Raw genomic sequence first — 14,891 nt, 5'->3', positions numbered from 1 at the left:
ATATTTTTATCTATTCTGATGGCACGCGCACTTCTCCAGACATTAACTTTGGAAGAAGAGTGTCCCTTATCAATGAAAGCTTTTCATTCTCAATAATGTTATAAGACACATTATCATGCAATGCTTTTATAGCATCAGAAAATTTACTCATAAGCTCAAATGGAGGTAATGAGCATTTAAAATCTAATGTTTGACTTGGTTTAACCCTCTGCCTACTTCCCGTTGACCCCGTTGCATGTGAAACTAACATTTCACTAAAAGCATTTGAATTAATGAGCTCATAGATATAAGGTTTTACATTTTTTTCTTTCGGAATATAGACCATAAATTCAGTTGAACATACAGGATACTCTCCTTGTGGAACAGGTCTCCAAATTCTTTTTGTTGTCGGATTCAACTTTGAAATTAAAACCGCATTATCAGAAATAATGTATTTATTACTCTTTATCTCTTCCCCCAGCTGCATCTCTGGCACCTTATTATTATCTAGTGCCGGAATACTAAAATGCTCAAATCTTCTCTCTGGATACTTCTGTGGATTTACACTTTTAGTTGATAATCCGACAATTTCGCCTAAATTCCCAACTCTCCACCCCTTAGGTATCATTCCAAGTTCACTTTCAATCATATCTCCACCACTCGATTTATACGGTTTTCCATCATCATTTGGAAATTCAAAATTAACAAACCATTGTTTAAACATCGCTTGTGCCATTTCTTCTAGCTTTTTGTTTATTTGATTATTCGCTTCAATTTTTCCATCTAAAGATGATAAGATCCTCTCTATTGCTTTTTGTTCTTCTAAATCTGGAATAGTAACATCCACATTAGCAAAAGTATTTTTAGTAATCGTGTCAAATACAGATCCATGCGCATTATTTTTTAAATATTTTACAACATATTTTAGTAAATAATATAAAAAATCATTTGTTATATGCTGATTAGCTCTTAACCCATAACAAGATTGATTAAAAGCCATATCTTTTCCTAGCTGTGCTATTTCTCCAACAGTCCCTCTAGCTGAAATAATTAAATCTCCTTTATTTAATAATTTAGTCGAACTATTTCTAAGCCCATCTTCTGTAATAGTTTTTTCTGTGTAATTTACGTACCTATTATCACCAGCAAAGTCCTTTACAGAGAGCCATGGAATACTCCCACCCCAATATTCTGGAGTAGAAGTTTTCGGAGTCCCTCCTCCGATGATATGTACTAGATCCGAAAGCTTATATTTATACCATTCTTTAGCACTCATATCCAAGCCCCCCTAGTCCTTTGCGAATCTCATTTTCTAGGCGATTTGATTTCTCAAATAATTCTCCAAGCTCATTTGTCAATTTTTCCATTTTTTCGTCAAATGACACACCATCATCTTTCACATCTTCAATTCCGACATAACGCCCCGGTGTTAATACATATTCATTTTCACGCACTTCTTCAATGGTTGCTGCCTTACAGAAACCTTGTACATCTACATATTTCCCGCTGGCATTGCGCCAGTTATGATACGTTTCAGCAATTTTATTAGTATCTTCATTGCTTAATTCACGATGACGACGGTCAACCATTGTCCCCATATTACGAGCATCAATAAATAAAATTTCATTTTCACGGTTTCGAAATTTCCCATGTTCCTTTTTGTTTCGATTCATAATCCATAAACATACTGGGATCGCTGTTGAGTAGAATAGCTTATCTGGTAAAACAACAATTGCATCCACTAAATCTGCATTAACTAGATTTTTACGGATTATACCTTCATTCGAAGTATTAGAGCTTAATGATCCATTTGCAAGTACCACTCCACCTATTCCATTGGGTGCAAGGTGATATACCATGTGTTGTAACCAAGCATAGTTCGCATTTCCTTCAGCTGGTATACCAAATTTCCAGCGTACGTCATCTGTTAATTTATTACCGCCCCAATCACTAATATTAAATGGTGGATTTGCTAAAATGTAATCAGCTTTTAATGTGCGATGCAGGTCATTATGGAATGTATCAGCATGTTCAGAACCAAGATTTCCGTCCAATCCACGAATCGCCAAATTCATACGACATAGTTTCCATGTAGTAGAGTTCAATTCTTGCCCATAAATAGATAAATTGCCAATTTTCCCTTGATGTTCTTCAACGAATTTTTCACTTTGAATAAACATACCACCGCTTCCACAAGCAGGATCGTAAATACGCCCCTGATACGGTTCAATCATTTCTACTAATGTTTTAACTACACTCGTTGGTGTATAGAACTCACCGCCGCCTTTTCCTTCTGCACTTGCAAATTGCCCTAAGAAATATTCATACACGCGGCCCAATAAATCTTTTTCACCATTTCCGTGTAGTCTAATGGTAGAAATTAAATCAATTAACTCCCCTAATCTACGTTTATCGATTTCTGGACGTGCATAGCGTTTATCCAATACACCTTTTAAAGTTGTATTTTCTTTCTCAATTAAAATCATCGCATCGTCGATGATTTGCCCAATTTTTGTTTCTTTTGCATTATCTTTAATGAAATCCCAACGTGCTTGTGTAGGTACCCAGAAAATATTTTCCGCTTCATACTCGTCACGATCTTCCTCGAAACCGTCACCTTCTTCAATTAGTTCATTATATTTTGTTTCGAATTTGTCAGATATGTACTTTAAGAAAATCAAACCTAACACAACATGTTTATATTCCCCTGAATCCATGCTTCCTCTTAATTTATCCGCTGCTTTCCATAATGTTTCTTCAAAGCCCACATTTGCTGTTGTTGTCATTCTTATATCCTCCGATTCTTTTTAATAATTATGGTCATCAAACACTTCAAATATTTCTTGTTCAAATTCTTCTTGTTCTGGCTCACTATTTATCCAATCTGGCAGTACCTCATAATAATGTGCCAATGCTTCAATTGTTTTATGAAGAACAGCTTCATGCTGTACTTTTTCCATTAATTCCACAATAAGTTTAAATGTATCCAAATAAGGACTATCTTCCACTATTTCAAGAGCACATTTAAACCTATCTATAAGTTTTGCTTTTTCAATCGCCCGTTCCATCCTGTTCATTTCTTTTTTATCATAGATAGGAACATTAACAAGATCCTGCTTTTCTACCATGAATTGCGTACCGTAGCTTTTAATAATAGGTTTTAGTTCTCTCTTCAGCTTTTCCTTTTGAATCTCAAGTTTATCAACTTCACTTAATTCCTTTATAAAATAACTTGCGCTTAAACCAAAAGTCTCTTCTAAAATCGGCAAATACTTTTTAGGAATATTTTGCCTCCCTTTAATCCACAGGTTGATATTTTGCTTCTTAATTCCAAGTTTTTCAGCAAGCTCTAAGTGTTGCATATTATATAACCCGAGAATATATTCTAAGCCATTCACCACTCATCCTCCTGTTTTTATTGTCTAAGTCAATAAATAGCTTACACCCTTTTATTGTCTGGGTCAATATTTTAATGATTAACCGGATATAGAAATTAACTATTCATCTACAAACCTCTATTTAACATCATCAATTCTCAGTAAATATATAGTATTTACGTAGTCTCCTCAACAGCAGACAGATCTTGTCCCTATCATATTTTAAAAAGTACCGAACAGAGCAAGATCCCTCTTATTAAATCTGTATGTAATTAATTATTTAAATACTATATTCTACTCGTCATTATACATTTCTTTATCAATATTCAAAGGACTCTTCTACAAGTACCTTTCAGTAACTATTCTTAAGCCCGATGAATCTTATTATTTACAAATAGATGCTGATTTAGATTAAATTAATAGTGATATTTAATCAGTTTTTTTAATGTTAATTTGAAAGAGCTAATTTTATATAAAAATTTCGCTCCCGATTCCGTCTTATACTCATTTGAATAAAAATAGCTATTAATATTACCCAATAAATAGTTACTTATTACAGTTACATTGTGCATTATTTTATAGCAAGTTCTAAACAACTCACCACACATTACTTTAATATGATCATCAGGTTCCAGTAAATATACATTAATATTCCCCTCAGGTTTCTTCATTCTCTGCTTGGCAAGCCTATGATTTCCATCTATAACTATATATTCATTTAAAGGGGCATAAAATACCACTATTATTGGCTCATAATACTGAAAAGACAATTCATTATTGACGTACTTATAATCAATATATTCAGTGGACACATTCTTCCAAAGGATTTCTATTTTCATTTTTTGAAATCTAATTTCCTTATCTTTTATAAGCGTTTTCGCTTTATTAATATCCCAAGAAATTGAATAATAATTTTCATTATCTATAGGAAATACCCTTGTATAATTTTGTCCCTTTGTTTTGGAATAAAACAAATTTCTACTTAAATGCACAGCCTTTTTATATTTCTTAGCAGTCTCCTCTAACTTATCAAAAGTATTTTTCATCTCATATCCATTCAAGTGCTTACATGTTAAAAAATCATTTAAATAATTATCTAGTTGAGCCTTTTCCTTCTCCAAGTATATCCTCCTTTCTTCGTTACTTCTTCTAACTCTTAAGTCAGAAAATATTACTACTCTTCAAGGTAAAGTGAAATAAATTTTCTTAAAAGCCTTATTTGTAATAATTAACTGAAAATCAAACACCTAAAACGGAACCCCCTCAACCAACTCCAAAACATACCCCGCCATCAACTTCTCCAGCTCTTCCTCCCTACCAGAATGCAAGGAATATTCCCCACTCTCCAGTTTGATCGCAACGCTTGAGAACGGCCCTTCAATCAGAAATCGAAATCCAGCATCCGCATATTTTTCTGCTTCTGCGAACATTTCTCTTTCTTCTGTTAGTTGTTTTGTTTTGTTGTAGATGAGCGATTGTAAAATCGTTTTTTCGTATGTTGTGAATGTGTAGGCTTGGCATAGTTCGATTCCTTTGTAAGATTCGTCTATTCTGCCTAGTCGTTCTCCTACGCATGCACATAGTGTGAAGAAGGAGCTGTGTTGTTCAAATATATGTTTTGTTCGTAAGTCTTTAAAGAATGGTAAATACTCTTTGCGTACTTTGACACGTAATGACGTTTTTGTTTCTTCCATATAACTCCCTCCTCCTTATGAATGTTGCGGGATGAACATTGGATGTTCGATAATTTTTGTTACGCTCGGTTCGACGCTGCGAAGTTCGTAATATTTACCCCAGCATCCTTTTTCTAAGAACATGGCTCTTTCGCGATCGCCAAATTCTCGATCTGTTACGAGTAGTATCCATTGTGAACACACTTCTGGTAAGAAACTTAATAAGTTCAGTTCATGTTTTGAAGATAAACGGCCGAACGGCGTGTCCATGAATAATGGCATTTCTAAAGAAGCATGTCCTCCTGCCACTTGTGCTAGTGCGGTAATAAAGCTTAAAGATAATACTTGTCGCTGTCCTTGTGAAATGTTCGCTAGGAAAGAGTGACCGTAGCTATTTAATACTTCTAATGAATAATCCTTTTTAATTCTTACTTCTTGAATATTCATATTCCCGCTGTCATCTAATAACTGCTGAAGATTATTTGTTGTTACTTTTTCTAAGTCAGCAATAATAATCTTTTCAAATTCTTTTATCATTTGATTAATTGCTTTTACAGCTTTCCCTGTTTCTTCTTGCTTTTTAGCAAGCTTCGCGTGTACGCCACTTTTCACTTTTAGATCGCGCAGAGCTAGTTCTAATTGCTCTTCTTTGCGTTCAAGCTCTTCTATGCTTTCGCGCAATTGTTTCATATGCACATCTAACTGTACTTGTTGTTTATGTACATCATTTCGCTCTTTATTTAACGTAGCTAAATCTTCAATTCCTGTGTCTGACAGTTGTTTATTTAAACTTTCAACTTGTTGGCGAATCGTTTCTAATTCGTACTCTTTTTTACTCACTTCATCAAGCTTATATTTTAAGTCGCTTTCTTTATCTTCAAGGAAACCGATTAATTGTATAACGTTTGTTAGCAGTTCATAAAAAGCTTTCTTTTCAACGTTACGAATCGCAACTTTTTCTAGTCTCATAATAGATTCGTACTCTTTAGATCCTTCTTGCAGAGCAGTACCACATATACATTTCAAATCACTTAGTAAGTTTTGGATGAACTCTAAACCGATATCCATTTTTTCTGTTTGATAATCGAGTATGATCTCTAGCTTTGTTTTAACAGAATGAAGAATGTCTTTCGCCAATAGTAAAGATAACGTGTTGTTAAAACCGACTAAATGTTGCATCGCAGCTCGCTGTTCCATCTGCTTCGTTTGAAGAAGTTCTTCTTGTTGTTTTAATTCTTTAATTTTCTGTGCTTCTTCTTGGAATTGTTCTAATTGCGTAGTAAGATGACCTAAACGTTGTTCAGCTTCATCTAACTGTACGCCAGTTGTTTCTAGTTCTAGCTTAGCCTTTTCTTTCGCTTCATCATTTTCTAGTTTTTCTTTTAATTTCTTTTGATAATCACCAGAAGAATGTTTTTGTAATTCTTTTAGCACTTGTTTATCTAATGCCTGTAATACTTCTTGTGATTTAAGCAAATCATCAATTTTCAATAAGTTTTTTATACCTTTTGCGATTTCTTTACGTTGCTGTTCTGACGCTCTTGTAAGGCGCTCGATACGCTCTCCGTCAAAGAAGAAATAGTTTTTTACACGTTCATCTAATATTTCATTTACAAACTGCTGAATTTCTTCTTTATCTGTAATGACACTTCCGTTCGTTACATTTTTCAACTCAGCAGCATGTAACCGCTCAATTTTTTCACCTTTATCATTCTGCACCGCAAATATTGAACGGCTAATAGAAAATTCATTTTGATTATGAAGAAAATCAATTGTTACTGTACAAGTAACACCTTTTTTCTCACCATCATAATCTTCTTGTAATGCTTTTGTATTCGTTAAAACAATATCGTCTTTTCCGTCAGCATCTTGATCTAAATACATATCTCCATATAAACCGAAGAGAAGACCACGGTAAATACCTGTTTTACCGCGACCGTTTTCACCTAAAATGACTGTAACAAGCCTTTCATTATCTACTCCTGCAAACGTAATACTTTGCGTGTCGTAAAACTGTCTAAAATGATGAAAGGTGATTTTTTGAATTAACATGCTTTACACCCCCTGTATGTCACACCTATATTAAACTATCAATATCTCTATCTAACTTTTTCACTAAAGCTTGTGTAGATAATTTTTTACGCGTACTGACTAACTCTACCGTCTTCAGCACAATTTTCTTCGTTATATCTTCTTCTTTTTGTAAATACGGTTCAATTTTTCCTTTTAAGTCCGATTGCAATTTTTACACCTCCACTAAATGCTTAGAGATAATCTCATCACCTATTTGAACGAAAGGAGCCTTTCCTTCGGCTAGTAACGTTTCTGTCTCAAATAGTAACTCTCCATCCGCCGAGAATCCGTATTGCATTAACTTTTTCTTTACATCGCGCATTTTCGCTGATCCACCAAACTCTTTTACTAATACATATTGGATAAAATCTGTCTCTGATTGAATGGAGCTTGTACGAGGTACGATAATTGTTCCTCTCGAACCTAGTAAAATGAATTCTTTATCTCGTTTTACACAATCTGCGAATAAATCAATTGTCCAAGATAAACCTCCATCTAACTCTGGAAGGTTTTCAGATAAGCAATGTTCTACTCGGATAAAGTTTTTATCATTTATTTGTTGTTCTCTCGCTAATACATCTAATACCACATTTTTTAACACAAGTTGCTTTTCTGCATTCCATCCAATTGTCATTTCGTGTACATACTCAGCATACTGGCCTCTCGTATAATAAAAAATTCGATCCGAGAGCTGTAGTGCAATATCGAAGGCATTTTCACGTGCCCCTAATTCATTTACAAGCCAATCCATTACCTCTTCCCTTGAAACTTCGTATCCTTGCTCTAGAATATAATCTTCTACTAAAGTTTTAATACTAGCAGTTTCTAACTCGCTTCCGATCTTCGCAATGTGTGGGTAACGCGGCAACATAAAATGATCGTCAGACTTGGAACGCAGTAAATAATAGAGTAAGTAATTTGTATGAATACCATTTGCAATGCAGTATGATTCAAACTCTTTAAATATGCCATTAATTTGAAACTGCGGAATTTCTTCTAATTTTTCGTTTATACGCTTTATGATCGGATCAAATATATGAACTGGCATTTGCTCATAAAATTCTATTAATGTGTACTCTCCATAATTACTCTGAATAATATCTTGTGTACTAGATAAAGTGAATTCCACCGTAAACGGCTTCCAACCACGATTTACTATAAACTCATCTCTTAATTCTTTCGTGCTCACTTCATGCCCTTTACTTCTAATAAAATCACGAAGTAAATCTGCATTTCTTATACTTCCTGTGTCCCCTATTTGAATAATTTTCGGGAACTTTGGTAGTGCAATATGATCAGATCCATAATGTCTTAATAATGTGTACAACGCATATTCTGTTGGAACATCATTTTCTAGTAGTACATCTTCATATTGATCGAACAAATATGTAACCGTAATAACTGGCTTCTTCTCTAATTTGTCAGCTGCTTCTCTTGCAATTGTCTCGATTAATTCTATATTCGGTTTAACAAAGCTACTGTGAATATAAATACCTCTACCCCATAAATAAATTGTATCTGAAGATTCATCTCTCGTACAAATAGCAGGAAAATCTCTTTCTCCATGGAATGAATTTGGCATTATTTCATTTGCCTTCTCATTTAACATCTCGTATTCTTTATATACTTCAGCACCATTCGGAAACTGTCTTAATACAATCTCAGCTACATCAATTTTCTTAGCTTTTGCCAATACATATTGATTTTGATTTGTCTGGCGCATCATTTCCTTACAAGTATTCCTTACAACAAAAAGAGACACTTCTAATTCCGCTGCAACATTTTCTACCATTTCCTCATACTGCTCTTCTTCTAGCAATTTCCCTTTTAATCGTTCAGAGAAAATATTAGAAATTTGTCTATCAAAATCTTGTAACTCAGCTCTTGTTAACGTAGTGAAAAATTGATTATCAAAACAAAGGTTTATATCCTCTGACTCTAACATTTCTAAAATTAAGTACTCACAAAAACTTTCTTCTGAAAGCATTTTATTTTCCATAAAGTTTCTATTTGCTTCTAACTTATCTCGAAATAATTGGAACCATACTTCCGCTTTCACTCTAATCCTTCCAACTGACTTTTTCACAATTTGTCGGATTCTTTCACGCGTTACGTCATGATTTTGCGCCGTTTCTTCTAAAGTTGGTCGCTTTCCATTTAATGTTCCCTCATACCGTTCACGCATAATCTCTAGAGCCTTCTCACTTATCTTCAGCTTAGTATGAATGCTTCCGTTTTCTAACATATCTTGCAGCATTTCTTTTAACTGATCTGTTTCATACTGCATTCTCTCGTCCGCCGTCATTGTCGCATAAAAAGTTTCTTCCTGTTCCCTCTTCTCAGCAATTTCTACCTTTTCTTTTAAGTGCTGTAAAAATTTCTTCAATGCTAACTCACCAACACCTTGAAACTTCTTCAGCTCCTGTAAATAAAGGGGAAGTTGTTTATACTGCTGGATACCATCTTCATGTAATTTTTCTACAAGGGATGGGCAACTTAAAAAATCCCCATATTCTAAAGACTCTTCCTGTAAAGAAGACGGAATTGCTACTCGTTCTCCATTTAATAGTACTTCTTCTCCTTGTATACCCACCGGTTCAACGATTCCTTCCACTTCCTCAAGTTGTCCTAGATTTTCAAGTTGTTTAAAGAACTTTTCAATTACTTTAGGACCAACTCCTTGCATTCGTTCTCTTAATGGAAGTAGATCTTTCGGAAGCTTTCCTATTGTATGAACACCAAAATTACTCTTTAATTGGCTTATAAAATTATTACAACCTGTAATTAATTCCGTCGTAATCGTCGTATCTTTCATATTAATAGGAATCGTTAGGCATTCCGTTCCCATACATACTATAATTCCATCCTCACCTTGCAACTCTTTCTCAACTTCATTTTCGCCCTGTATATTCTCTTCTACGCTACTACTGGGACTTTCATCATCATCAGACTCTTCGCCCTTTAAACAACCTAAAAATTCAACAAACGCTTCTGCTGTAAGCCAGCGAATTGAAAGCAGTGGTAATCCATTTAATTGCTTTATCTTTCGTACACCAAACTTCGCAAATAACTCTGTTAAATGTTGTGGCAATTTCTCGCTTAATGCTTCAGCCTGTGTAGCATTTACTTCTATCAATACTCTCTCTTGTTCTTGAGGCAAGTTTACAAGCTTCGCTAAATTCCCTTGATACTCACATCCTAAAAACCATAACTGGATTGCTAAATCGTAAAAATCCTGTTTATCCTTTCGATACCAATCACGTAAATGTTCTTCTTTTATTTCTCCAAAAGTGTCTAAATGAAAATGTTCGCCAAATGTATTAACAGGACTCTCTTCATATTCATTTATACGCACTTTAAATAATCGAGAAGGAACAATCAATTGCTGATCAGTCACTTCTCTTTTTTCTATTACTTGCTGCACCACTTCTTTTTCTTTCTCTTGCTCAATTTCTTTCGGCACATCCACTTGCTTCGGTTCTTCTACTTCCTTTTTAGGAGTACTTTCCTTTTTTTTAGGGCCATCACTATAACTCCCCATTAAAAACCAAGCTGGCTTACGCTTTGTCACACGTCCACCTTTAGCTGTGTAACGGAAATAAATTTTACGTGGTTTTAAAGGATCTAATACTTCTTTCAATTCCCAACCACCAATTAACCAAAGAGATCCCCCTGCAGAACGCTTATCAATGATTTCTATATCATGACTTTGCAAATAGCTCATTAAATCAAAATCTTCTTCTAAAATTTCCGTATCAGTTGTTTCTTCTTTTTCAGGCGTTTTTTCTTTAATAACCGACTCCTGTACCTCTTCCTTTACAGATATCTTTTCTTCAATAACTGGCTCCTGTACTTCTTCCTTTACAGGTATCTTTTCTTCAATAGCTGGCTCCTGTACTTCTTCCTTTACAGGTATCTTTTCTTCAATAACTGGCTCTTGTACTTTTTGCTCAGTTATAACTTGTACTACTTCTTTCTCTTTTTGTTGTTCCTGCGTTAACTTGAGTAATGTTTCCTGCATTTCACGGAACTTCGCCTCAAGTGTTTTTTCTAAACTCTTCTCTACTGTTTCTGCTACGGTTTGTTTAATATCGTCTGTATTAACCTTCTGCTCTGCATTAGCTTTCGGACTTGCATATGCTGGCGCTTTAAAATTAACATCTCCATATAACTCCATGAACCAAACTGCCAAGTCATATGTAAGTTTATGAGCTTTCAATGCATCTTCTATACTTCCAAAGTTCGCTTCATGAACCGCTTTATTACCCATCTTGCGAATCCATTCAAATCGGAAATGCATTTCCTCATTTAAAATCCCTTCTCGATACAACTTATGTATTACTTCAACATGCTTCATTTCGTAATATACATTAATATCTTCCATTTCCATTACATACTTTGCTAGCTTCTCCGCAAAAAGCCTCGCCTTTGATAACGCAGAAGGAACATCGTTATACACCTGCTTTTCTAACGCTTCTGCAACATCAGCCAATTTCTTATACTTCGTCTGTAAAAAAGAAAATAAAAATTTGTTGCTCATATACTCTATCCTTTCTATTTAAATATAATTGTTAATTCTTTATATACTTATAAAGGAAAGTCTAATTTCAAGGACCATAGACTAAAACTATAATTATCGTAATTAAATGTATCTACTATCCTTTTACATTCTATTCCATTATAACATCAAAACCAGTACTATTGACGTCACTTTACACTGTATATCCTTCCAAAAATATTACAATTCTCCCTATTTATATTTTAATATAAATATAATTTAATTATCCACCATATAAAGCAATTAATTTCCTACCCTCCTCAATAACCTCTTCCCTCAAGCCCCCAGGCTCCAACACCCTAACCGAAGCACCCATCCCCAAAATCCACTTCTTAATCGACTCTTTCCCGCTCATCGTCGCCCGGAAAAGAATGCTACCATCATCATTATGGTCTATCTTTTGATTCTCTCCCCAAATGGATTCCGGTACAGATGCCGCGAATGGTGGATAGATGAGTAACTCAACTTCAAGTGATTCTTTCACGATACCTAATTTCGGAAATTCTTCTCGAATATCGAAATCAGCGGGTATTTCATATGTATCATACAAAACTCTAATATCCTTTATTCGCGATAATTTAAACATACGTTTTTCTTTTTTATCATTACACAGAGCTAGGCAATAAAAGAATTCATTGTAGTGTACAAAACCGTACGGATCAATAATTCGTTCTGACCTTTCACCAAATCGTTTCTCATATTGAATTCTCACCTTGCGTCTTGTAAATAAAGCTTCTTGTAGTTGTACATATTTTTGATTTTCATTAGAAAAAGCATTATTTGGCTTCGATCTTTGAACAAAATATATATGACGGTCTTTATTCGTTTCAACTTTCCGAACGGCATTCAATTTATCTAATGCTACTTGTGCGTCCTTTGCATAAATATCATTACCTTTTGAAACTAATTTTTGAATTGAGAATGTTAACGCATCTAGCTCTTGTTGAGACATATTTTTAATAGGAAATAACGATGTATTCGAAAGAGAGTAACCGCCATCCCTTCCTTTCGTTGTCTCAATTTTTATACCTGCCATTTCAATATCATCACGATAAATGCGGACCATCCGTTCTTTTACTTCTAACAACTCTGCTAACTCACTAATCTTCATTTTCTCTCTTGCATGCAGGAGTTCAATCATATACAGACAATTGCTTAATTTACTCATATAATTCCTCGTTTCTATTCATCCATCCTCATCTAAGTATAAAAAATTAGAATCACCTTTTCATACTATATCTAAAATAGTTAAAACAATCGCCAAGTACATCTCTCTGCACTTGGCAATTCTTTTTAAATATGAACTTCCTCTTTAGCAATGTCTATTAACATTTGAATAACATTTTGACAGTCCTTATCATTAAATAACTCGTTCATAGCCTGTATAACAATATCTTCATCCAACCAATTACTTATATTACTTGTATTTGTGTAAATTCTTGTATACGACGCTTCTGGCCTTTTCGCTGCTGCGCTTATTTTTCTCCCTTTACTTTCTAGCCTTGTTAATAGCATTAATCTCTTTTGTGATTCTAGTGGTCCAATTTCTAGCGTCAGCTTCAATCTATTATCTTTCAAACGTTCGAACCACATAATCGCACAGTTATTTAACCACCAATTCCATTTCGGTGTTCCAAATTGTTCTTCTAGTTTGCGAAACTCCGGCATAATAAATGATGGTAGTCGGTGATGAATATTGTAAAAACCTTCTTGAAACTTTTGTTCATGGACGAATAATTGAAAAGCATTAGCTAAAGTATCCGCGTCTGTTTGACTACCCTCTACCGCAACAATTTCAGAAGAAGAATCTTCTTCTGCGTATACAAGCCCTTTTATAGTATCGCCTATAGCTGCCACCACTTGATTAAAATCAGCATTGTTATACATATCATTCATCACACGGAGAATTTCATCTTGATCTGCCCAATCACTTATATTTTCATATCCAGCATAAATTCTTGTATACATGGATCCAGCTTCTTTTGATTTTTCTTTAATAGTAATTCCATTTTCCTCTAACTTACATAACAACTTTAATCTCTGCTTGTATTCCAATGGCCCAACTTCAACGATAAGTTTCATGCACCCATCTGCTTTTCTCTCAAACCAAGTTATAAGAGCATTGTTTAGCCACCACTCATGATTAGGAACACCAACAACCTCATCAAGCTGTTTCCATTCTTCGAAAATGAAAGATGGCATGCGAATATGTTCATGGTAACAATCTTCTGGCATTTGATTTTTCTCTACAAATTGTAAAAATGCCTCTCTCATAACGCTATTTCCAGCTCCATGTATAAAGTGAAGCGTTTCAGCATACTTCTTATAAATTTTGCGAAGATCTTCCTTTTCTTCAGTGTTCAACTTCTTCACAGCACTTAACAACTCTTTATTCACAAACTTTCCAACTACTTTTCCGTTACCATTTAAACATAGAAAATCAACAGCAGCCTTATGGCTCTTATACACTGTTAATGCTAGTTCAATATCTTCCTCATCACGAACTAGTTCCCCCTCTAATATATCAATATAGTAGGAAAGGAAATCTTTTATCGTACTAGACGTATACTCACTATAAATCTCCAATTGCCCTTTTAGAATATTTAATATATCTCCATAATCTAAAGTAAGATACGCTTTATGACTCGGAGCGCTACCATCTAAACTCAAAAAAATTGGAATGATTGTATACCCTTCATATTTCTCACTAACAAAGTTTATGTAATTTTGTAATTGTCCATCTGACTCAGATGACTTATATTTATTTTCAATTAAAATAGCAACCTTTTGCGCCTCTGATATTGCCAAAATATCAATTCGTTTATTATTTTTCGTTTGTACTTCGCGGAACACTTCCAAATCTTGAAGAGACTGCTTATGTAATTTAATAAAATTATATTGTCCAATTAACTCCTCATTCTCCGCCTTTACAAAAGTCCTAGAAAGGATCTTATTTACAAACATAGAACCTAAGTGATGATTTTCCATAGGATCAAGTAGCCAAGCAATCATATTAGAATGTCTAATCTCAAACTTATCTACCTTCAATATTTTAAAAGGATTAAAACGATTAAACTTACTATGTAGCTTCTCAAACTCAATTGAATTATCTAACAATGATAAAATCTCAAAATTATAATCCACTCCACACACCGCCGTTTATAAATTTGTAAATCAATTCTCCTGAATAATCATTTTTATAAATTTTTATAAGTAAATTATAACTTATAA

General features: G+C 34.2%; 10 protein-coding genes. All 10 read right to left on the bottom strand.

Translation table 11 applies throughout. The annotated features are described in order from the left end of the window. Positions 1-10: 10 nt before the first annotated feature. The 10 genes from ACTFRU_RS08000 to ACTFRU_RS07955 all read right to left on the bottom strand — a co-directional run bounded on the left by ACTFRU_RS08000 (position 11) and on the right by ACTFRU_RS07955 (position 14,804). Positions 11-1,255 carry a restriction endonuclease subunit S gene (locus ACTFRU_RS08000; RefSeq protein ID WP_440037574.1) on the bottom strand — a complete coding sequence of 415 codons (1,245 nt, stop codon included), beginning with the start codon at positions 1,253-1,255 and terminating at the stop codon, positions 11-13. Beyond that, positions 1,245-2,765 (bottom strand): type I restriction-modification system subunit M, encoded by a 1,521-nt coding sequence (locus ACTFRU_RS07995; protein WP_440037573.1) that lies wholly within the window; start codon positions 2,763-2,765, stop codon positions 1,245-1,247. The genes ACTFRU_RS08000 and ACTFRU_RS07995 overlap by 11 nt, the downstream gene beginning before the upstream one ends. Positions 2,766-2,786: 21 nt before the next feature. Next, positions 2,787-3,377, bottom strand: coding sequence for a helix-turn-helix domain-containing protein (locus ACTFRU_RS07990; RefSeq protein WP_440037572.1), 591 nt, complete (start codon positions 3,375-3,377; stop codon positions 2,787-2,789). Between the two features lie 395 nt (positions 3,378-3,772). After that, a complete protein-coding gene (locus tag ACTFRU_RS07985; protein WP_440037571.1) occupies positions 3,773-4,477 on the bottom strand; it encodes a hypothetical protein in 705 nt (234 codons plus the stop codon). Between the two features lie 126 nt (positions 4,478-4,603). Beyond that, positions 4,604-5,050 (bottom strand): hypothetical protein, encoded by a 447-nt coding sequence (locus ACTFRU_RS07980; RefSeq protein WP_000393174.1) that lies wholly within the window; start codon positions 5,048-5,050, stop codon positions 4,604-4,606. Between the two features lie 15 nt (positions 5,051-5,065). After that, positions 5,066-7,081 (bottom strand): AAA family ATPase, encoded by a 2,016-nt coding sequence (locus ACTFRU_RS07975; protein ID WP_100618062.1) that lies wholly within the window; start codon positions 7,079-7,081, stop codon positions 5,066-5,068. Positions 7,082-7,106: 25 nt separating this feature from the next. Beyond that, positions 7,107-7,271 carry a hypothetical protein gene (locus ACTFRU_RS07970; RefSeq protein WP_001190285.1) on the bottom strand — a complete coding sequence of 55 codons (165 nt, stop codon included), beginning with the start codon at positions 7,269-7,271 and terminating at the stop codon, positions 7,107-7,109. A gap of 3 nt (positions 7,272-7,274) precedes the next feature. Continuing rightward, positions 7,275-11,642 (bottom strand): sigma factor-like helix-turn-helix DNA-binding protein, encoded by a 4,368-nt coding sequence (locus ACTFRU_RS07965; RefSeq protein ID WP_440037570.1) that lies wholly within the window; start codon positions 11,640-11,642, stop codon positions 7,275-7,277. Positions 11,643-11,883: 241 nt separating this feature from the next. Next, positions 11,884-12,828 carry a helix-turn-helix transcriptional regulator gene (locus ACTFRU_RS07960; protein ID WP_086395467.1) on the bottom strand — a complete coding sequence of 315 codons (945 nt, stop codon included), beginning with the start codon at positions 12,826-12,828 and terminating at the stop codon, positions 11,884-11,886. A 125-nt stretch (positions 12,829-12,953) separates the two neighbouring features. Next, on the bottom strand, positions 12,954-14,804 hold the full coding sequence (locus tag ACTFRU_RS07955) for a PD-(D/E)XK nuclease family protein (RefSeq protein ID WP_440037569.1): 1,851 nt from the start codon (positions 14,802-14,804) through the stop codon (positions 12,954-12,956). Between the last annotated feature and the right edge of the window lie 87 nt (positions 14,805-14,891).

Origin of the sequence: Bacillus cereus group sp. MYBK220-1 (assembly GCF_051916445.1) — a bacterium.
Classification (GTDB): domain Bacteria; phylum Bacillota; class Bacilli; order Bacillales; family Bacillaceae_G; genus Bacillus_A; species Bacillus_A cereus.
Note: the sequence above shows the minus strand (reverse complement) of the source record. Positions and strands in the feature narration are given on the sequence as shown.

Excerpts from the sequence above, each read along its gene's own strand:
- ACTFRU_RS07975 (WP_100618062.1), bottom strand. The coding sequence starts at position 7,081 with ATGTTAATTCAAAAAATCACCTTTCATCATTTTAGACAGTTTTACGAC.
- ACTFRU_RS07960 (WP_086395467.1), bottom strand. The coding sequence starts at position 12,828 with ATGAGTAAATTAAGCAATTGTCTGTATATGATTGAACTCCTGCATGCA.
- ACTFRU_RS08000 (WP_440037574.1), bottom strand. The coding sequence starts at position 1,255 with ATGAGTGCTAAAGAATGGTATAAATATAAGCTTTCGGATCTAGTACAT.
- ACTFRU_RS07995 (WP_440037573.1), bottom strand. The coding sequence starts at position 2,765 with ATGACAACAACAGCAAATGTGGGCTTTGAAGAAACATTATGGAAAGCA.
- ACTFRU_RS07965 (WP_440037570.1), bottom strand. The coding sequence starts at position 11,642 with ATGAGCAACAAATTTTTATTTTCTTTTTTACAGACGAAGTATAAGAAA.
- ACTFRU_RS07980 (WP_000393174.1), bottom strand. The coding sequence starts at position 5,050 with ATGGAAGAAACAAAAACGTCATTACGTGTCAAAGTACGCAAAGAGTAT.